Here is a 20,649-nt window from a genome sequence, read left to right on the forward strand (position 1 = left end):
ATTTATTATTCAGCTAATTTCCTCTTCACAAAGAGCTGGGCACAAAGAAGAAGCACCAATACTCCGGCGATAACCAGTAAATGCTCGATGCGAAAATGATCGGCAAGTGGGCCAAATAGCACCATACCCAGCGGCAAAGCACAGCAGTTGGCGACCTGTACCAAGCTGAAAATTCTACCGTGCATTTCCGGTATCACTTTCTCCTGCAGAAGAGAAGTCACCGGTGCGTTAAAGCACGGCATGGTGATCCCTATCAGGAAATTAAAAACCAGATAAATGCTGAATAGGGGCGCGCAGCCAAGTGCAATCATGAAAAAGCCATAGGCTCCGCCAGCGAATAAGGTCGTGCGTAGGCGGCTGGTAAATCCTCCCCACATCGCAATCAATATTCCGCCTGCAATGGCCCCGCTGCTAAAGGCCATTTCATTGATGGCTAAACGCCATGCCTCTGGGCCAAACGAACGACTGACCATCAGGGGCGTCATAAATGCCGCAGGGCTTATTAAGATCATCATGGCAATCAAGAACATAATCAGATAGCGGATAAACGGATTTTGTCGAAGGTAGTGGAAGCCTTCACCGATAGCCTTGATAGTCGATTTACCGTCAAGATTGCCGTTTGTGAGTTTGGTGATCTTTAACATCGACATAAACACTAAGCCAATCGCGGCGGTAATGACGTCGGCGAAGAAGATTTTCTCGATGGAGAAATAAGCATACAGAACGCCGCTGGCCGCCGGAGCAATCAGCATATTTAGCGAACTTAATGTGCTGTTGATTCCATTTATCTTTATCAAATGATCTTTCGGCACCAGTTGAGGAATGATCGCATTCACCGTTGGTGTTTGAATCCCCGTGCCAAAAGAACGAACGGCCAATACGGCAAAAATCAACCATAGCGGCTTGTATCCTAAGATAAATGCAACAGCCAACAACAGCGTTACCAGCGCGATAACCGCGTCTGAAATCATACTGACATACTTGCGGTTATAGCGATCTACCCATACACCGGCAAACAGCGAAATAACGAGCTGAGGCAAAAAACCGCACAGCGTCGAAATGGTGATCATCAACCCTGAAGACGTCGTCAGCGTGATGTACCAAATAATGGCGTATTGCACAATGGATGAACCAAGCAGAGTCACTGTTTGGGCTGAGAGGAAAAGGACGATGTCCTTTTTCCAATGAAGTTGTTGCGTCATGGTATTGATACTCAAGTTTTTTCAATAAAAAAGCCGGTTCGCACTGCTGGCGGCCCGGCTTAAAGATTGTCTATTTCAACAATCCGTCACGGATGTTTTGCAACATCAAGGCCACAGATAAAGCGTGGCGAGAGACTCAAACCCGTCATACTTCAAGCTGCTTACGCGTTGGCTACTCCCGCTCACCCCAGTCACTTACTTGAGTAAGCTCCTGAGGATTCACGGGCTTGCCGCCTTCAAGCAACTTGAATTATTTTGGGTACAACCCTTAATTTCAGCTAGCCGAAAACGACGTAATTAAACGACCGATAACGAGCTGGCTGATGAAGAGTTTAAGCAGCGGGTGGCTGCTGATTAGGCTCCGAACAACGCTTCATCTTTCGATTGCGCGGAGCTGCGTCTGGTGACGGATTTTTTGAAGTAGCTGCAAACCATGAAATACACTCGATACCAAGAGATAAATTCTCTTTAGATTAGGTGCGGATTATATCTGTGGGATATGAATTGGGCAAATCGCGATCTTTTGATAGCTACTCTAGATTAAGAATATCGCCGGTATTTAAGGGGTGAGCGTTTAACCATAAGCGTCCCCAGCCACCGGTGCAGTGGCAACCATAGATAAGATTAATATTTTGCTGTTGGAAATAGCGTCGGGTGCGGAGCATCTCTGACAGACCTGCGCTACGCAAATGCAGACCGCCGATAACGGCGCTGACTTTTTCTACGCCAGCGATTTGCTTGGCATATTCAATGATATCGCAGATACCTGAATGCGAGCAGCCAACAATGACCACTAAGCCTTGGCTTCCACGCCAGATCAAACAGCTATCGTCTCTGACGTAATCAGTTTCATAGCCCATATTATTTTCAATTAATCCGAAGCGTTTATTGGGATTGCTGCGGGGGATTTCTCCGGCAAAAATAAAGCGCTTACCGATGTTCACCGGTTGGCGTGAAAGCTGAAAGGGGAAATGGGTTTGTAACTGAGCTTTGTTATTCTCAGGGGATATTTTTTTAATTTTAATGGCGCGCGAGCCAATAAATCCCCCCGCGTAGCGTGTGAGAAACACATCGGGGTGACAAATGACCTCAGGCTTGTGCGGTGTGTAAGGAATCAGATAGGGAAGTCCACCAAAGTGATCGTAATGCCCGTGTGAAAGCACCACGCAAGAGATGGTGCTTAAATCTATTCCTAAGCGTTGCGCGTTATGACAAAAGCGCTGATCCTGCCCTGTATCAAATAAAATCCGCTGTTCGCCATCATCCAGCCATAAACTTAATCCTACACCGCTGTTTAAATCAGCGTGACGGGTATCATTTTCTAGCAGAACCGTAATCTTAAGCGACATTTGTTATTTGTCCGAACAGTTGATAATGACTAGCCAAACTAGATATGAATCAGACAGCCATTTTCTTCAAGCTGAGCTAGCTGTGCCGGATATTGGCTAAATGAATTCCAACGCAGATCGAGCCGTTTAAGATTCTTGAGGGTGTAGATACTGTCTGGCAATGAAGTGAGGTTATTTGCCCGCAAATCCAGCGTTTGTAACCCAGTCAGTGCGGCGATGCTTTCTGGTAATTCAGACAGATTATTGAATCTAAAATTAAGATCCTGCAGGTGGCTTAATTGCGTTAAGGCATCGGGTATCGATTTAATGCGATTACCCGATATATCTAGCACGCGTAGCAGAGTTAGCTGATTGATTTCGGCCGGGAACTGGCTGAGATGATTATTCATTAAATGCAGCTCTTTGAGGTTTTTAAGCTCACCAATCTTTTCAGCAAACGACGATATCTTATTATTGTATAAGCGCAGCTCTTCTAAGCCACGCATGGCAAAAACGGTTTCAGGGATGTTTGTAAGATGGTTATCCGTAATATTCAGATAACGCAGCTTATGTAACGCTGACAACGTTGATGGAATATCGCTGAGCTGGTTATTGCTCAAATAGAGATAGACCAATTCAGTTAGCTGACCAAGCGTGTTGGGTAATTCGGATAATTTATTATGCCCAAGATCGAGCATTTCCAGCGCGCGAAGCTGCCCAATAGAATCGGGAATATGTGCGATCTGATTACAGGAAATATTGAGCACCTGTAGCTTGGTTAAGCTATCAATCTGCTCGGGATAGTCGCTAAGTTGGTTGTTATAAGCGCTAAACCCGGTCAGCCCTTCATCCAGTTTAATGTTATCAAGCTGCTCCAACTGTTGATTATCAAGATTTAGAAACGGCGCATTATGCTGTTCTGTTGATGTTATTGAGCGTTGGTGTAATAGCATAGGGATGAATCCAGTGAGTGAGGCTGACAGCGAGGAGATCACTTTAGCCAGTTTGCCTAGAGATGGGAAGAAAAGGGGAGCAAAACTGAGGGCTCACAAGGATAAAATAAATCCTATGGCGTGTTGTTTATAAACAGTGAGTTGGCGCACGTTGTTACGCTAAATAGCTTCTCATAATGCTCTTAATCATCATGTTACTAACGTTGACTAACTCGGGAAGAATAATGGAACCATTACATGCGGTTTGGGTGACCGTTGGGCTGTTTGTCCTCACCTTTTTTAATCCGGGGGCGAACCTCTTTGTGGTGGTTCAAACTAGCTTATCTTCCGGGCGCCGCGCCGGTGTGCATACGGGATTAGGCGTGGCGCTAGGCGATGCGATTTATTCCGGTCTTGGCCTATTCGGTATGGTGGCCTTGATGACCTAGTTTGAAAGCCTGTTCTCAATCATCAAAATCGCAGGCGGTCTCTATTTGCTTTGGTACGCCTACGGCGTAGTGAAAAATCAAAATGATATACAAATTGGCGCGTTGCATACGCTGGTGCCCGGTGAAGGTGCGGTTTTTTTTCGTCGTGGACTGATTACCGATCTCTCTAATCCGCAAACCGTACTGTTTTTTATCAGTATTTTTTCGGTGACGCTGAGTGCTGATACGCCGACTTGGGCCAAATTATTGACATGGTTTGGCATTGTGATGAGTTCAGTTATTTGGCGCATTTTCCTGAGTCAGGCTTTTTCCCTATCAGTAGTACGCCGTGGTTATTCGCGTATTCAACGCGTAATCAGTAAGGTGATCGGTGCCGTGGTAGGGGCATTTGCGTTACGGCTCATTTACGAAGGTAGCCGCGAGCTCAGCCGCTGACCCGCATCGTAGGGATAAGCCGCAGCACTAATCGATATTTCAACTATGCTGTTATTGGGTGAAAAACAGATGTGTTGCGGTCTTATAAGTATGATTAATTCAATCTGGGCCTGAGAGCGTTGCTTGTTCATATCGATAGCATTTTAGCCAACAAGGACGATCGCTTTTTTGAGTTGTATGCAAAATTGTTAGATTTATGGTGGATTATTTAACCAAATAATCAACATTTTGTGCGATCCGTCACACTTACTCAGTCACAAGAGTCTATCGCTCGTTTTCCTCCCTAATCAGTAAGTTACCCGTAACAATTCGGTTTATTCACGCCAAATCTGCCATTTCCAAACGTAGCGTAACGTAAGCAAATATTTCACAACAACACATTCAGCAAGGAAATGGTGTTAAATAACTGATAACATTTTGTAGATGGGCAATGTCATGGCAAAAGAAAAATCTGGAAGCTCAAGAAGAGATTTCCTTCTAAAAACAATAACATTAGTACCCGCAGTGGCTATCGGTGGAACAGGTATTGGTTCACTGGCTGCTCCAATAGTTGCTCATGCAACTGAACCTAAAGCGCCAGAAAAGCATACGGCGCGTGATTACAACCCTACCTTTTTTACTCCTGAAGAATATGCGTTTGTGCAAGCGGCCGCTGCACGCTTGATCCCGAATGACGATCGTGGTCCTGGCGCGTTAGAAGCGGGCGTACCCGAGTTCATCGATCGCCAAATGAATACCCCGTATGCCACAGGTTCACAGTGGTATATGCAAGGGCCATTTAATCCTGATGCAGAACATGATTTTGGCTATCAGCTGCCGTTAACGCCGCAGCAGATTTATCGTTTAGGCGTGGCCGAAGCCAATGACTACGCAAAAAAGCAGGCAGGCAAAATCTTTGCTGAATTACCGCAGGACAAGCAGGACGATCTGTTAAGCCAAATGGAAGGCGGGAAAGCGGAGTTTACTCAGGTACCGGCCAAGGTCTTCTTCTCTTTCTTACTGCAAAACACCCGTGAAGGTTTCTTTAGCGATCCCATCCATGGTGGCAACCAAGGCATGGTGGGCTGGACGCTAATCAACTTCCCTGGCGCACGTGCAGATTTTATGGACTGGGTAGAGCGCGGTGAACGTTATCCGTTCCCTCCGGTGTCTATTCGCGGAGAAAGAGGATAAATCATGGCGAATACAATGAAGAAAGTTGATGCGGTTGTAGTGGGATTCGGTTGGGCGGGTTCCATTATGGCGAAAGAACTCACCGAAGCCGGTTTAAATGTGGTGGTGCTAGAGCGTGGTCCGCATCGCGATACCTATCCTGATGGTGCCTATCCGCAGGTGATTGATGAATTAACCTATAACACCCGACGTAAGCTGTTTCAGGACTTATCCAAAAGCACCGTGACTATCCGCCATAACGTCTCTCAAACCGCGCTGCCTTATCGTCAGCTAGCGGCATTTTTACCGGGAACCGGTACCGGTGGCGCAGGCTTGCACTGGTCTGGGGTGCATTTCCGTATCGACCCGATGGAGTTGCGCATGCGCAGCCATTATGAAGAACGCTATGGCAAAAATTTTATTCCTGAAGGGATGACGATTCAGGATTTCGGCGTGACCTATGAAGAGCTTGAGCCGTATTTTGATAAGGCTGAGAAAGTCTTTGGTACTTCAGGGACTCCGTGGAGCGTGAAGGGGAAAGTGATTGGTCAGGGCAAAGGGGGAAATCCGTTTGCGCCAGATCGCTCTGACAATTTCCCGTTACCGGCTCAGAAACGCACCTTCTCTGCACAGATGTTTGCTCAAGCAGCGGAGTCTGTGGGCTATCATCCTTATGATTTACCTTCGGCAAACACCTCAGGCCCGTACACTAATACCTATGGTGCTCAGATGGGGCCATGTAACTTCTGCGGATTCTGCAGTGGTTACGCCTGCTATATGTATTCTAAAGCCTCGCCAAACGTTAACGTGTGGCCAGCTTTACGCCAAGAGCCTAAATTCGAGCTGCGTACCAACTCACATGTACTGCGCGTTAATCTGACCGATGATAAAAAGCGCGCCACCGGTGTGACCTATGTGGATGCGCAGGGGCGTCAGGTTGAGCAACCTGCTGATTTAGTTATTTTGGCCGCATTCCAATTCCATAACGTGCATCTGATGCTGTTGTCTGGCATTGGCCAGCCTTACAACCCGATAACGAATGAAGGGGTGGTCGGGCGTAACTTTGCTTACCAGAACATTTCGACGATTAAGGCCTTCTTCAATAAAGATATCTTCACTAATACCTTCATTGGTGCCGGTGGTGCTGGTGTGGGCGTGGATGACTTTAACGCTGATAACTTTGATCACGCCAAATATGGCTTCGTCGGTGGATCGCCGTTCTGGGTGAACCAAGCGGGGACTAAACCAATTTCTGGTTTACCAACGCGCCCAGGAACTCCAGCGTGGGGAAGCAAGTGGAAGGCCGAAGTGGCTGATGTTTATCCGCATCATGTCTCTATGGATGCGCACGGTGCGCACCAGTCTTATCGTGCCAACTATCTGGACTTAGACCCTAATTATAAAGATGTTTATGGTCAGCCATTGCTGCGCATGACGTTCGACTGGCAGGAAAATGACATCAAAATGTCGCAGTTTATGCATGGGCGTATGCATAAAATCGCCGAGGCGATGAACCCAACGGTGATTAGCGGTTCGCCTAAAAGTGAAGGGACGCATTTCGATACCACCGTCTACCAAACCACGCATATGAACGGCGGGGCGATTATGGGCGACGATCCGAAAACCAGCGCCATCAATCGCTATCTACAAAGCTGGGATGTGCCAAACGTGTTTGTACCGGGAGCATCAGCATTCCCGCAGGGCTTGGGCTACAATCCGACTGGAACCTTGGCGGCTCTGACTTACTGGTCTGCTCGTGCAATTCGCGAACAGTATTTGAAAAATCCAGGACCGTTGGTGCAGGCTTAAGGAAACCAGAACATGAAAAAAATACTCTCAGTGCTGGTATTTGGCGCGTTTAGCATGAGCGCACTGGCACAGGAAACGAGCGGCGTAGATTTGATCAAGCGCGGCGAATATCTGGCCCGTGCCGGAGACTGCGTGGCCTGTCATACCAGTAAAGGTGGAACCCCATTCGCGGGTGGATTACCGATGGCAACGCCAATCGGCACTATTTACAGTACCAATATCACGCCTGATAAGAAGCACGGCATTGGCGAATACTCTTTTGAGGATTTTGATCAAGCGGTGCGACACGGCGTGGCTAAGAACGGCAGTACGCTATATCCCGCGATGCCATATCCTTCCTATGCCGTTGTAACCGAACCGGATATGCGCGCGCTTTATGCCTATTTCATGCAGGGCGTAAAACCGGTCGATCAGGCAAATAAAGACAGTGATATTCCTTGGCCGTTGTCGATGCGTTGGCCGTTGTCTATCTGGCGCGGGATGTTTGCGCCGGACGTGCAGGATTTCAAACCCACACAGGGTGAAGATCCGGTGCTGGCACGTGGCCGCTATCTGGTGGAAGGTTTAGGGCACTGCGGTGCTTGCCATACACCGCGCAGTATTACCATGCAGGAAAAAGCGCTGAATAATGCGCAAGGTGATGTTTACCTTTCCGGCAGCGCGCCAATTGATGGCTGGATTGCTTCAAATCTGCGCGGTGATAACAAAGACGGTTTAGGTAGTTGGAGTGAAAAAGATCTGACTGAGTTCCTGCGAACGGGGCGAAACGATCGTACTGCCGTGTTTGGTGGCATGACCGATGTGGTTGAGCATAGTTTGCAGTACTTAACGCCAGAGGATGCCACGGCAATTGCGCGGTATCTGAAGTCACTGCCGGCAAAAGATAAAGATCAGCAGGCCTTTAAAGAAGATAAAACCGTCGCTAATGCGCTGTGGAAGGGCGATGACAGCAAGAAAGGCGCAGCGGTATACGTTGATAACTGTGCGGCTTGTCACCGAACTGACGGTAGTGGTTACACGCGTTTCTTCCCTGAACTGCGTGGTAATCCGGTGGTGATGACCGATGATGCTACTTCGCTTATCCATGTAGTATTAACCGGGAATACGCTACCGGGCGTGAAAGGGGCTCCATCCTCGATCACCATGCCTGCATTTGGCTGGCGCTTGAACGATCAGCAGGTAGCTGATGTAGTTAACTTTATTCGCACTAGCTGGGGGAACAAGGCCCCAGAAATTACGGCGAAAGACGTTGCCAAAGTGCGCGAGAATAAGGACATTATTCCCGATCCGAAATTGTTAGGCAGTCCTGAAATTGAAAAATTACAGGCCACACAGCAATAGCACAAATCTGCATGCCGTTCGTTTAAGCGAGCGGCATGTTCTCTAAAGCCGAATGAGATGTTCTTGTGGAGCCTGTCGTTGATGCAAGACGGCGGCAATCACTAAACGTTCATCGCTGATGATGTAATAAATCACATGGCTCTTGTAGGGGAAATAGAATGACTCTCCGGCCATGTTGTTACAACGGATGCCCATCCGTGGCGTTCTAGCCAGAAGCTGTAGCTGCTTCCTGAGCCCGGAGAGATAATTATCCGCCTGCTCGATACCCCAATGTTCAACGCTGAAGGCTCGGATCGTGAGCAGATGCTGCTTTGCCGCCAGCGATAAATGATAAGCCATCATTTCTTATCGTGTTTACCTGCAAGAAGATCCTGCATAAAAACTTCGCCATCAATGGTTTGCCCGTTGACGATATCGCTTTGTGCCTGTTCAAAACAGTGCTGCAGATGGGCTGCTTTAATCTCTTCCACGGCCAGATAGTTTTCATAAGACATGACTACGGCTACGGTTTTGCCGTTTTTGCTGATTTGAATCGGTTCTGCCTGAACGCTCATTAATAACTCTCCAAACTGGGTTTTTGCTTGGTTGGCGGTATAGGTTTTCATGGCTTCGCTTCGGTGGTGAGAATGTATGCAAAAAATAACACGAATCGAACGATTTGCGCGATACGCTTTGGCTTAAAATTGTTTTGCATAAACCAATATAAAAATGCCCACGGGCGTTGCCGTGGGCAGTATCAATAAAATCGATAGGGACTGCTGAGGTTTTTAGCTGTCTGATGCAGAATTTGCGAGCGATTTCATCCCTATGGCTGTATTTACCTGGGTTTGCAAATCGCAAACTGTATAGTCGTTCGCATTATTTTTTACGCATCAACTAAAGGGCTTAGACGCTGGAATAGGGGATCAAGATATTGGTTCACCTGACGGTAAACCTGCTGATTTAACGCGTTATACAGGTTATGGTTTTTTGGGTTAGGCATAAATGTATCGCCCATTCGCACCATTTTCTGTGTCGCTTGTTCATAGTTATTAAAAGCGCCCACGGCCATACCTGCGTTAATGGCGCACCCAATGGCGGCCGATCCTTTCATGATGTTTCGGCTAGTGGGAATACCAAATATATCGGCGAATATCTGCATGAAGACATCGCTGTTAGCACCGCCGCCAGAGATGATTAGGCTTTTGAACGGGGTCTTTAGCTCGGTCGCCATCTTATCCATATGATTTTTCATGGTGAATGCGATGCCTTCCAGCACGGAACGATACATGTGGCCACGGGTGTGGCGGCCATCAAAGCCAATCATTGCCCCTTTGCGGAATTCAGCCTCTGATGGGGGAGCCCAGTCATGAATGGTGAGTAAGCCTTCACATCCCGCCGGTATTTTTTCAGCTTCACGATTGAGCAATTCCTCAATACTTTCACCTTGGTCACACGCTTCTGCTAAAGCCGCTGCGCCAAACTGATCGCGAAACCAGCTGATAGTCCACATTCCGCGGCGAACACCCATGCATTCATAGAGATAATGATTTGGAATTGACGCTTGGAATGGCCAGAAATTTTTAGCCTCTTTGACATTTTCGTGCCCGTGAACCATCGCGCCAATGTAAGTGCCCAACGAAATCAGAGCAACGCCTTCGTCAAGAGAGCCTGCGCCCAAGGCTTCAACGGCTTTATCATGAGCGGTAGCAATAACCGGAATACCGGCGGGAATGCCAAGTTTTTTTGCCACGCTAGCGGTAATTTGGCCCAGAATTTCTCCCGGACGCACAACATCAAACACCTGTTCGCGAGTGAGATTACAGCTCTGCCAGGCAGTGGGATCGGTGCTCCAATCCAACGTATCGTTGTCCATTGGCCACCAGCCAATGTAATTTGCGCAGGTATCTTTAAACTCCCCCGTCAGCCGATGGGTAATATAACCGGAAGTTGTCGTGACATAGCGAACGCCTTGGTAGGCGTCTATATATTCATAAGGTTTATTTAAACGCTTATCCATCCAGTTAATCACGGGGTAAGCCAGTTCTCCATTGGCTTTGAGCAGCACACGGCAACAGCGAATGATACACACGCCCATAGCCAGAATATCGTCTGCACGGCGCCCTTGCTGATGGAATTTTTGCATTGCAGCGCGGAAGGCAATTTGTAGGGCATCCCACAGATCGTCATCAGGATGTTCGGCCAAGAGCGGCGCGGGAATATCCATTTTCCGTAATGCTTGTTTCCCTTCACAAATAACTTGCCCATCCACGTCAAAAATAACCACTTTTGCACTTTGGGTACCCACATCCACACCCATAAGATATTGATTTTTCATCTGTAAGGCCTCGCTCTAGAACTTAGGATTAATGATTGGTTTGTGATTCGGCGGATGACTGAACCGTATCTGAGTTACGATGCGTTGCTCGTCGCATGTTTTGAGCCAGCAGGTAGGTAAACACGATAACCAGGCCGGTTGCGGCAAGCCCCATTAGCCACATATTTCGATAGGCCTGCGCCGCAGGTAACGTGTCTTGCCAATGACCGATAATGGGATAGACAAAGACATCAGGGAGAAAGCCAATCACCGAGCAAATACCAACGGTGGTTCCCATTATGTAGGCGGGGGTTCGTGCCTCGCCAATGCAGGCAAAATAGAGTCCACGAGAGGCGTAACACACAAAGGCAAGCAACAGGATTAAACCTATCCCGATCGCAACAGAGCGTGGATTTTGGTTAGTAATGAGCAGCGCAACTAATGTGATAACGCTGATGACGGCTAAAAACTGTATGACGCGAGTGGGGGATTTGAAACGACTATAGGTCGTGATTAAACCGCCCAGAGGCCCACACATGGCACGGAAGATCTTGTTGATCACGATCCCCATGTAGCTGGCCGCAACGAGATCCATGGCATACATTTCGGTGAGATAATTAGTCGAGTAGCTGAGAATGGCGTAGATGGTGTACACGCCAAAAATAATCATGCTGCAATACCAAGTGGTACTAATTTTGAGTACAGAGAGGATATCGCTGAGGTGGAATGCTGGAGAGGTTGTTTCGCCGCGTTGGCTGAAGCCGTCTTTAACAAAAAACCAGCAAAGAATACCTAGCAGAATGTAGACACCGCTATAAATCAAAATAACAGCTTTTAAGCTATTGGGATCGTTGGGAGAGAATAGTGAGAACACCCACATGGTGAATACGGCGAGGGCCATAACGCCAACGCCGCGTAAGCCTTCCATCCAGCCCATGATTTTTCCCTGTTCATCATGTGAGCCCAACAACGAAGCGGCTTTAATTGAAACAGACCAGAGCAAAAGGATCGTGGTAATAGCAAATGCAACCTGAATGAAGATCATGACCCAAAAAGGCGGATAAATCATCATCAGCAGACCAAGGAGTCCGGTGGCAATCATAGAAAATGACATCATTTTCTTATGTGAAAACTTATCGGCAATAACGCCGCTTGGGGCATAAAGAATAATAGCCGTAATACCAAAAGTACTCATAATGAGCCCAATTTCGGTATTTGAAAAACCCATGAACTTTGCCATGGGGATTTGATAAATATAGCGTAGGTAGGCAAGGTCAAAACTCACGCCACCACTAATGCTTATTATTGCAAGTGTTACCCAACGACGGAAATTATCTTTATCCATAATAGTTTCTCAGTAAGCACATGGCAAAAAAAAAGAGAAAAGTAAACTCCCCGCAAGGGAAGTTACTTTTCTCTTAGTCTCCAGTAACGACTGAGATTAATAGCATGCTGGTTGAATTAATTTCGTGAGAATTGTCACAATTCTAATTTTGGTTAATAAACAATAGTTAAATATAAAGTCCTTTAAATAAGATAGTTAATAGTTTTATGTAGAAAAATAAAGTCATGTTTTTTATAAGGGGATTTTTAATCTGTCTTAGTTATATTTATGTGATTGTGGTCACGGAAGTTGCCAAGGTAATCATGATACTAATCTTATCAGTTACTCGAGATAAAGAGAAAAGTAACTTCCTGCTAAGCGGGGAGTTTGCTTTTCTCTTTTTTTTTGCTCTTTTATTATGAACAAAGGATATATCATGTCATTAAGCGCATTAAATGAATTTAATCTCGACTTTTTCTCGTTAAAAGGAAAAAACGCGATCGTCACCGGTGGGAATAGCGGGCTAGGGCAGGCTTTTGCGGTGGCTTTAGCCAAAGCAGGCGCAAATCTATTTATTCCCAGCTTCATTATGGATAAGGGTGAAACCCGCGAACTTATTGAACAGCAGGGTGTACAGGTTGAGTTTTTACAGATTGATATCACCGAAAAAGGTGCGCCGGCCAAGGTTATTGCTCAGTGCGTAGAGCGGTTTGGCTCTGTGGATATTTTAGTTAACAATGCCGGCATCTGTAAGCTTAATAAAGTGCTCGATTTTGGCCGTAAAGATTGGGACCCGATGATTGATATCAATCTTACTGCGGCATTTGAACTTAGCTATGAAGCAGCAAAATTTATGATCCCACAGAAAAGTGGGAAAATAATTAATATATGCTCGTTATTCTCTTATTTGGGCGGGCAATGGTCACCGGCTTATTCTGCAACAAAACACGCGCTGGCTGGATTTACCAAGGCCTACTGTGATGAGTTGGGGCAATATAATATTCAGGTTAATGGTATTGCACCTGGATACTATGCAACCGAAATTACGACAGAGACGCGTAAAAACCCAGAAACTAATCAACGTGTATTAGACCATATTCCCGCCAATCGTTGGGGTGAGACTCAGGATTTAATGGGGGCAATGGTTTATTTAGCGAGTAGAGCGTCAAATTATGTTAACGGTCACTTGTTGGTTGTCGATGGGGGGTATTTAGTGAGGTAGGTAAATATAAAATAAATCTTCAATCATAAAGGGTGGTTCCTTTTTTATTTTATGTTGTTTTAGCACGGGTTTATTTGCTGAAAGCTAAATTTTAATTATCAAAAATGATAAGGATTGACTATGCCGTTAACACGAGAAGAAATTGTTGAAAATTTGAAAGAAATTGTTGGCCCAGCCCGCGTGATTACCGACAAAGCTGTATTACAGAAAAATAGTATCGATCGCTTCAGAAAATATGCCGATATTCATGGCGTATTTACGTTACCGCTGCCAGCTGCAGTCGTGATGTTAGAAAATACCCAGCAGGTTTCAGATATTCTAGCATTTTTAAATAAACACCAAGTTAATTGTGTGCCGCGTACTGGCGCATCAGCGACCGAAGGTGGTCTGGAAACCGTGGTTGAAAACTCGGTGGTGTTAGATGGCTCGGGATTAAATAAAGTTATCAAGATTGATATTGAAAACATGCAGGCAACGGCACAGTGTGGTGTCCCATTAGAAGTGCTAGAAAACCAACTGCGTAGCAAAGGTTATACCACTGGTCATTCGCCACAGTCCAAGCCTCTTGCGCAGATGGGGGGATTGGTGGCAACGCGCAGCATTGGCCAATTTTCAACGTTGTATGGCGCAATTGAAGATATGGTCGTGGGGTTAGAAGCTGTTTTCCCGAATGGCACTATCACCCGAATTAAAAACGTACCGCGCAGAGCCGCTGGGCCTGATATTCGCCACGTGATTATCGGTAACGAAGGCGCGTTGTGCTATATCACTGAAGTTACAGTTAAAATCTTTAAATATCAGCCAGAGAATAATCTGTTCTATGGCTATATCCTCGATAATATGCAGACCGGCTTTAAGGTTTTGCGTGATGTCATGGTGGAAGGATATCGTCCTTCGATTGCTCGCCTTTATGATGCGGAAGATGGCACTCAGCACTTTACCCATTTTGCCGATGGAAAATGTGTGCTGATTTTCATGGCGGAAGGAAGCCAAAAAATGGCACAGGCGATTGGCTCTGGCATTGAAGAAATCGTTGCTCACTATCCTGAATGTCGCCATGTTGATAGCAAACTGATCGAAACATGGTTTAACCATCTGAACTGGGGGCCAGATAAAGTGGCCGCTGAGCGTGTTCAGATAATGAAAACTAACAATATGGGCTTCACTACGGAAGTATCGGGAGACTGGGGAAGCATTAATAAAATATATGAAAATGTTATTCACCGTATTCGCAATGAATTTCCACACGCCGACGATATCACCATGCTGGGAGGTCATTCGTCGCATAGCTATATCAACGGTACCAATATGTATTTCGTCTATGACTATAACGTTGTGGACTGCAAGCCAGAGGAAGAAATCAACAAGTACCATAACCCGCTGAATAAAATCATAGTGGAAGAAACGATTAAGCAGGGCGGCTCAATGGTGCATCACCACGGCATTGGTAAACACCGCGTGCACTGGACAAAAGACGAGCATGGTTCGGCTTATTATATCCTCAAAGCGTTAAAAGACGTGTATGACCCCAACGGCATCATGAATATGGGAACCATTTATCCGATTGAAAAATAGAAACTATTTTTTAGCGGTAGGGTTTCTGTTTAAAAGCACGATGAAGCATACTCAGGTCTATTGATCTGAGTATGCGCATTGAGACAAGTGACTGCGCATGAGGATCAGAATGTTACAACAACGCCCTCAGCAGGTACGGATGGATGATATTCCGTTAAGCCGTTTTCATTTTCGTATTGCGGGTTTAACGTTTGGCGCGCATCTAACGGATGGTTATGTGCTTGGCGTGATTGGTTTCGCGCTAGTGCAGATTAAGCCACAAATGGGGCTTTCTCCCGCTTGGGAAGGGCTGATTGGCAGTTCTGCATTATTCGGCCTATTTATTGGCAGCCTGACATTAGGCTGGCTATCCGACCATATTGGCCGACAAAAGATTTTCACCCTGAGTTTTGTGCTTATCACGCTGGCCTCTTTTTTACAGTTTTTTGTAACCTCTCCCGAACAGCTCTTTTGGCTACGGGTTTTGGTTGGCATTGGGCTCGGTGGAGACTATGCGGTTGGTCACACCATGCTGGCTGAATTTGCCCCCCGCAAGTACCGAGGCGTACTGCTCGGTGCTTTCAGCGTGATTTGGACGATTGGCTACGTGCTCGCCAGCCTGATGGGGCATTGGTTTACAGATTCAGGGCCGGATACATGGCGTTGGCTGCTCGGGTCGGCCTCGATACCGGCGTTGTGCATTATGTTACTGCGATGGGGAACGCCAGAATCGCCGCGTTGGCTGATGCGGAAGGGGCGAATTGAGGAAGCGCATCAGGTAGTTCGTTTATATCTGGGGCGCAATGTGATCCTTAACGATGAAATACCGGTTGAAACCTCCCACCACATTCGCACTTTATTTTCAGCACGTTATTGGCGTAGAACGGCATTTAATAGCCTGTTTTTTGTCTGTTTGGTTATCCCGTATTTTGCTATTTACACCTATCTGCCCTCCATGCTGATCCTGCTAAACATCGATGCTGGTTTTGCGACAGATATGCTGCTGCATGGGCTGCTGATCGTCGGCGCATTATTGGGTTTGGTCTTAACCCAATATTGCTCGCGACGACGGTTTTTAATTGGCTCATTTATCGTGCTGGTCTTTTGCCTTGTGGTCCTTGCATTCACGCCATATCAGCAAGTCAGCGTGATGTTAGGGCTGTTTGGCATGTTCACATTGACTATCTCGGCGGTGAGTAATTTGGTTGGGGTATTTCCGGCAGAAAGTTTTCCCACAGACATTCGCTCGCTCGGGGTGGGGTTTGTTACTTCGATGAGTCGGTTGGGGTCGGCAATGGGGACGGGATTGCTGCCGCTGTCGGTGTTAGAGCTGGGGATACGCACAACCACGTTAATTCTGGCTTTAGTGCTTCTACTGGGCGCGTGGGTTTCCCTGCTATGGGCGCCAGAAACCAAGGGGGCGACCTTGGTTGGCGCATCTCAGGTAAGGAAAAAAGAACCCCATACGGTACTGACGCCTTCTGAACCTCTGTAAGGAGCAATCTTCGTGAAAGCATTACTTACGTTTAAGCCTCTTCCCGATCTCAGCATGTTATCCGAGCATGACTGGATCCCTAATGAGCAGCGACAGCTAAATATCGACCACGTGCGTTCAACGCTGAGCTGTTTTGATGAAACCGCCGCTGAACTTTTATTAAGAGCTCAGACGGCAGATAAAAGCCTGAAGCTAGAAGCCCTAGCCTTTAATGACAGCATGGTTGAATATCACCTTAAGCTACTGTTGGCACTTGGTTTTGAGCGGGCATCACGGCTGATGGTTCCCGCCGGCGAGCTCTCCTTTAACCCATTGGCTAATGCGACAATATTGGCGAACTATCTGCAGCACGAACACTATTCTTTGGTCGTGCTTGGGATGCAGTTTGGTGATGCTGACGATGGGCAAACGGCGGCGATGCTGGCTGAAATACTGGGATGGCCACATTTGAATCAGGTAAGTGATTTCACATTATTGCCAACGGCTAATTCGATTCGAGTTAGTCGAACGATGGAGACGGAAGTTCAGCACTTCACGATAACATTGCCAGCCGTTTTGGCCGTGGGTAACTCAACTCAGGCAGCAGCGCTTCGAATACCTACGCTAAAGCAAAAATTGGCGGCCAGCAGAGCAAATATTGCAGCAGTAGCACCTGAGTTTTGCCCGGTAGAACAGGTTAGTTCACCGGTTTTAGAAAGCCTAACCTCTATTGGCAAACAGAGAAAAACGCAGTGGCTTGAAGGAAAAACGCCGCAAGAGAAAGCGCTCAAACTCTATGATTTGTATCTACGAGAGAGAATAAATGTATGAAAATTGCGTTAATTTTTGATACCAATTCGCCTGTATTTTTGCGCCATGCCAGTGAGATGTGGCGGTTTTTACAAGATAGCCAAATCGAGAATGCTACTTTCACTTTTTGGCTGTTTTATCATCAAAATAAGCCGAGTGAGCTTCCGTTGCTCGATTTATCACCCTCTGAAATTATAGGGTTTTCGGTGCCTGAGCCGATACAGGTTGAAGCCTGTTTATCTAGGCTCGAAGCGGCCTACGCCGAGTATCAGCCTGACGCCATACTGTGCAGTAGTGGGCAGTGGGGAAACGAGCTGGCTGCTCGACTAGGGATGCGGCTACATGGAAGTGCAATAGCTTCTGCGCGATCCGTTTTGCTCTCTTCATCAAGCTGCACGGCCTATAAAGCCGTTTATGAACAACATCTGCTGGCTCAGTTTTCGCTGCCTATACCGCCGTACTGTATATCTGTAGCGCAGAGTGGTGGAGGGACGATCGACGTTGCATCCGCTGCTCGGGTTACACAAATAGACATTCTGGAGCCAGCGCCCCAGTGTGAATGGCTACTTTCGGCGGAGGTTGAACGTAATGAGAATATTTTCCCGCTCAATGAGGCACGCAGTGTCTTGGCGGTGGGGTACGGCGTGGGCAGTGGTGCAGGCTTCCAGAAAATGCAAGATATCGCGCAACAGCTGGGGGCAAAACTTGGCGCAAGTCGCCCTGTTGTGATGAATGCGTGGAGCGATATGTCGAGCTTGGTGGGCATCTCTGGCGCGATTGTTGCGCCTGATATTTGCATTGCGGCAGGCGTATCTGGAGCAGCGGCGTTTTCTGCAGGTATATGCCACAGCCAATTTATTGTGGCAATAAATAACGATCCTCAGGCGGCTATTTTTGCTCACGCTGATGTCGCCATCGTTGATGATATGTATCCGGTGCTGGAAGCATTAGTGGTTTGCGTGCAACAGAACACTTAGCCACAGAACACTCAGCCACAGGACCGCTGAAGATGTCCTGTGGTTAATTAGATTTCGTTATTGGTCAAAGGAGAGTTTCCACACGCCGGTATTGGTGGTGGAAATGGCGGTGGCTCCTGCATCGAGTGCATTATTAGCATCTTCAGCGTCGCACACGAGGCCACCGGCAATAATCGGCAGATCAATTTTCTCCGTTACCCACTTCAGCACTTTTGGCATACAGCCGGGCAGAATTTCAATACAGTCTGGATTCGACTGCGCAACCTGCTTATCAATACTGTGAAATGAAATGGAGTCGAGCAAAAAGAGTCGGTGTATACCGTAAAACCCTTGGGCTCGGGCGGCCTTAATCATAGACGCTTTGGTACTGATGATGCCGTCGGCGGCGGTAACTATTTTAAGGAAGTTAATCACGATTTCTTTATTCGAGGTGCCATCAAGCAGATCAACATGAATAAAGGCGTATTTATCTGCGTTTTTAATGCGCTGGACAATCGCACCGATGTTGCAAATATTGCCGTATAGCACCGAAATAATCTTGCAGTCTGACTGCAATGCAACATTTAAACTTTCAGTATCTTTCACCGCGGCGATAACGGGATGGTGGCGTAGAAGTTGCAAAATTGACACGGGCGCTCTCCAGCATGATGTTAATGAAAGATTCTGAACATAACATATCACTCCGCCGCACAACGTATGCGGAGATACTTCACAGCACGCCATTATCCATATCTGAATAAGATCCCAGCGCCTGCGGGAGGATATTGCCACCGCGAAAAAACCGCGCTGTCGCATAAAATTCGACAGGTGCCGCACTCTAAACAGCCTAGGTGATCGAATATCAGATTGCTTTGGGCGTCTAATTGATAAAGCCCGGCAGGGCAGCCATGAATCAATACTTGAGCCGTTTGCGGATCGATATCCGCAGATAAAACGATATGCGCGGGTATATCAGGTGAAGACTGAAAGTGGTTTTTCGCCAGCCTGTCGTGAGTATTCATAAACTTTTCCCCCCTCGCACAAGGTCTTTGAGCAATTGAGTGAGCCCGCTGCGTTTAGCATATTTCCACAGCAACGTTCTTAGCGGCGGTGGCGGAGTTTCATTGATGGAAAAAAGATCCTGCATGAAATTGGCCGCTAGTTGCGGGTAGTGCTCGAACAAACGGGGCATCTTGAGTTGCATTTCTGGTACATGGCGATAGCGATGCATCAGAGACAATAACGAGGTTTCTTTGAGTGCGGCGTGATATTCGCTTAGCGATGATGGGCTAAAATCTTGCTTTTGCCATGCGGAAATTATCGTTTTGGCTGCGGCCTGAGCGGAGAGAATGGCCAAGTCCATTCCTCGTACGGTATAGCCGGTATTAACGCAGTAGCCAGCGGTATCGCCTACTAGCAAGTAGCCTGCGCCATAAACTGAGCGTGGCTTGTGGGTAATCTCTTCGGGAATGAGGTGCGCGCTATATTCGAGCCGTTCACTATTTTTGATTATCGGCGCGATGACCGGATGCTGGCGAAAACTCTCCATAAGCTGTGGCAGGCTCTGTTTTGCATCGTTGAGCGCCGAGAGGTTGCAGACCACGCCAAGCGATAGCGAGCTGCGGTTGGTATAGATGAATCCCCCTCCAACTTTTCCTTGGGTACAAGCGCCCGCAAACATCCAAGCGCAGCCTTGTTGAGGGAGCAGCGTGAAGCGGTCTTCTACTGTTTCTGCTGGCAAAGCGAGAATTTCTTTTACGCCAACGGCCATCGTATGAGGTAACGGTTTTGCAACCAGTTGATGCTTCTCTGCCAGCAGGGTGTTTGCGCCTTCAGCAACGATCACCCAATGTGCATAGAGCGATTCCTCACCTATTTTTACGCCGCAAATGCTACCTGACCGATCAATAAGGGCGTCTACGTTTACGCCAAGTAAGCATTGAGCACCTGCGGCCTCAGCCTGTGCCAATAGCCAAGGGTCAAAACGGGAGCGAAGCACTGAATAGGAGGCTGTTTGTGATGCCTCAGGCGGGTGGCGATAGTCTAGTGTGACGGCGCTTGTATCGCTGAGTAATGATATTCGCTCTTGAGTTATTAGGCGTTCTAGCGGGGCGCTGGAGGCAAAATCGGGGATCAAGCGGCTAAGGCTATAGCTATACAGTCGTCCACCGGACATGTTTTTCCCGCCGGCCTGCGACGAGCGCTCTAATAGAAGAACGTTCATTCCTGCTCTGGCAAGTAGCAATGCGCAACTACTTCCCGCGATCCCAGCACCAATAATGATGACATCAAATTTTTCATCTAAAGGCTTGTTACTCATCGATGTCAATCCTCCTTCAATGGAAGGAAACAGCATATCACCCCA

The 20,649-nt window shown here is 47.3% G+C and carries 18 protein-coding genes and 1 pseudogene; 9 read left to right on the plus strand and 10 right to left on the minus strand.

What is annotated here, in order from left to right; all coding sequences use genetic code 11:
• Positions 1-5 precede the first annotated feature (5 nt).
• From AB3Y96_RS07590 to AB3Y96_RS07600, 3 genes are all read right to left on the minus strand, one after another.
• A complete protein-coding gene (locus tag AB3Y96_RS07590; RefSeq protein ID WP_367298866.1) occupies positions 6-1,202 on the minus strand; it encodes an MFS transporter in 1,197 nt (398 codons plus the stop codon).
• Between the two features lie 530 nt (positions 1,203-1,732).
• Positions 1,733-2,551, minus strand: coding sequence for an MBL fold metallo-hydrolase (locus tag AB3Y96_RS07595; RefSeq protein WP_367298867.1), 819 nt, complete (start codon positions 2,549-2,551; stop codon positions 1,733-1,735).
• 38 nt (positions 2,552-2,589) lie between these two features.
• Positions 2,590-3,483 (minus strand): leucine-rich repeat domain-containing protein, encoded by an 894-nt coding sequence (locus AB3Y96_RS07600; RefSeq protein WP_367298868.1) that lies wholly within the window; start codon positions 3,481-3,483, stop codon positions 2,590-2,592.
• A 224-nt stretch (positions 3,484-3,707) separates the two neighbouring features.
• Here AB3Y96_RS07600 and AB3Y96_RS07605 point away from each other — a divergent pair.
• The 4 genes and pseudogenes from AB3Y96_RS07605 to AB3Y96_RS07620 all read left to right on the plus strand — a co-directional run bounded on the left by AB3Y96_RS07605 (position 3,708) and on the right by AB3Y96_RS07620 (position 8,648).
• Positions 3,708-4,346: pseudogene (locus AB3Y96_RS07605) on the plus strand (homoserine/threonine efflux transporter).
• 435 nt (positions 4,347-4,781) lie between these two features.
• Positions 4,782-5,519 carry a gluconate 2-dehydrogenase subunit 3 family protein gene (locus AB3Y96_RS07610; protein WP_072309333.1) on the plus strand — a complete coding sequence of 246 codons (738 nt, stop codon included), beginning with the start codon at positions 4,782-4,784 and terminating at the stop codon, positions 5,517-5,519.
• A gap of 3 nt (positions 5,520-5,522) precedes the next feature.
• Complete coding sequence (locus AB3Y96_RS07615) at positions 5,523-7,307, plus strand: GMC family oxidoreductase (RefSeq protein ID WP_025800878.1); 1,785 nt, start codon at positions 5,523-5,525, stop codon at positions 7,305-7,307.
• 12 nt (positions 7,308-7,319) lie between these two features.
• Complete coding sequence (locus AB3Y96_RS07620) at positions 7,320-8,648, plus strand: cytochrome c (RefSeq protein WP_072309282.1); 1,329 nt, start codon at positions 7,320-7,322, stop codon at positions 8,646-8,648.
• 42 nt (positions 8,649-8,690) lie between these two features.
• Here the strand turns inward: AB3Y96_RS07620 and AB3Y96_RS07625 are convergent, their stop codons facing one another.
• The 4 genes from AB3Y96_RS07625 to AB3Y96_RS07640 all read right to left on the minus strand — a co-directional run bounded on the left by AB3Y96_RS07625 (position 8,691) and on the right by AB3Y96_RS07640 (position 12,289).
• Positions 8,691-8,990: a type II toxin-antitoxin system RelE/ParE family toxin gene (locus AB3Y96_RS07625; protein WP_367298869.1), complete on the minus strand. Its 300-nt coding sequence runs from the start codon at positions 8,988-8,990 to the stop codon at positions 8,691-8,693.
• Positions 8,987-9,253 carry a type II toxin-antitoxin system Phd/YefM family antitoxin gene (locus AB3Y96_RS07630; protein ID WP_072309284.1) on the minus strand — a complete coding sequence of 89 codons (267 nt, stop codon included), beginning with the start codon at positions 9,251-9,253 and terminating at the stop codon, positions 8,987-8,989. Before AB3Y96_RS07630 ends, AB3Y96_RS07625 begins: the two co-directional genes overlap by 4 nt.
• A gap of 260 nt (positions 9,254-9,513) precedes the next feature.
• The gene (locus AB3Y96_RS07635; RefSeq protein ID WP_367298870.1) at positions 9,514-10,965 is read right to left on the minus strand and encodes an FGGY-family carbohydrate kinase; all 1,452 of its coding nucleotides are present in this window, start codon (positions 10,963-10,965) and stop codon (positions 9,514-9,516) included.
• A gap of 28 nt (positions 10,966-10,993) precedes the next feature.
• Positions 10,994-12,289: a nitrate/nitrite transporter gene (locus AB3Y96_RS07640; RefSeq protein WP_367298871.1), complete on the minus strand. Its 1,296-nt coding sequence runs from the start codon at positions 12,287-12,289 to the stop codon at positions 10,994-10,996.
• A gap of 415 nt (positions 12,290-12,704) precedes the next feature.
• Between AB3Y96_RS07640 and AB3Y96_RS07645 the strand changes: the two genes are divergently transcribed.
• The 5 genes from AB3Y96_RS07645 (at position 12,705) to AB3Y96_RS07665 (ending at position 18,305) form a co-directional block, all read left to right on the plus strand.
• Entirely contained in the window at positions 12,705-13,490 is a 786-nt protein-coding gene (locus tag AB3Y96_RS07645) for an SDR family oxidoreductase (RefSeq protein WP_072309288.1), read from the plus strand.
• A gap of 120 nt (positions 13,491-13,610) precedes the next feature.
• On the plus strand, positions 13,611-15,065 hold the full coding sequence (locus AB3Y96_RS07650) for an FAD-binding oxidoreductase (protein WP_367298872.1): 1,455 nt from the start codon (positions 13,611-13,613) through the stop codon (positions 15,063-15,065).
• Positions 15,066-15,174: 109 nt separating this feature from the next.
• Positions 15,175-16,539, plus strand: coding sequence for an MFS transporter (locus AB3Y96_RS07655; RefSeq protein ID WP_367298873.1), 1,365 nt, complete (start codon positions 15,175-15,177; stop codon positions 16,537-16,539).
• A gap of 12 nt (positions 16,540-16,551) precedes the next feature.
• Entirely contained in the window at positions 16,552-17,349 is a 798-nt protein-coding gene (locus tag AB3Y96_RS07660; protein ID WP_367298874.1) for a hypothetical protein, read from the plus strand.
• Positions 17,346-18,305, plus strand: a complete 960-nt coding sequence (locus AB3Y96_RS07665) for an electron transfer flavoprotein subunit alpha/FixB family protein (RefSeq protein WP_367298875.1) — start codon at positions 17,346-17,348, stop codon at positions 18,303-18,305. Before AB3Y96_RS07660 ends, AB3Y96_RS07665 begins: the two co-directional genes overlap by 4 nt.
• A 57-nt stretch (positions 18,306-18,362) precedes the next feature.
• Here the strand turns inward: AB3Y96_RS07665 and AB3Y96_RS07670 are convergent, their stop codons facing one another.
• The 3 genes from AB3Y96_RS07670 to AB3Y96_RS07680 form a co-directional block, all read right to left on the minus strand.
• Positions 18,363-18,935, minus strand: coding sequence for a glycerol-3-phosphate responsive antiterminator (locus AB3Y96_RS07670; protein ID WP_072309293.1), 573 nt, complete (start codon positions 18,933-18,935; stop codon positions 18,363-18,365).
• A 92-nt stretch (positions 18,936-19,027) separates the two neighbouring features.
• Positions 19,028-19,306, minus strand: coding sequence for a ferredoxin family protein (locus tag AB3Y96_RS07675; RefSeq protein ID WP_367298876.1), 279 nt, complete (start codon positions 19,304-19,306; stop codon positions 19,028-19,030).
• Positions 19,303-20,604 carry an FAD-dependent oxidoreductase gene (locus tag AB3Y96_RS07680; RefSeq protein WP_367298877.1) on the minus strand — a complete coding sequence of 434 codons (1,302 nt, stop codon included), beginning with the start codon at positions 20,602-20,604 and terminating at the stop codon, positions 19,303-19,305. Before AB3Y96_RS07680 ends, AB3Y96_RS07675 begins: the two co-directional genes overlap by 4 nt.
• Positions 20,605-20,649: the final 45 nt, after the last annotated feature.

It is taken from the genome of Hafnia alvei (assembly GCF_964063325.1).
GTDB lineage: Bacteria > Pseudomonadota > Gammaproteobacteria > Enterobacterales > Enterobacteriaceae > Hafnia > Hafnia alvei_B.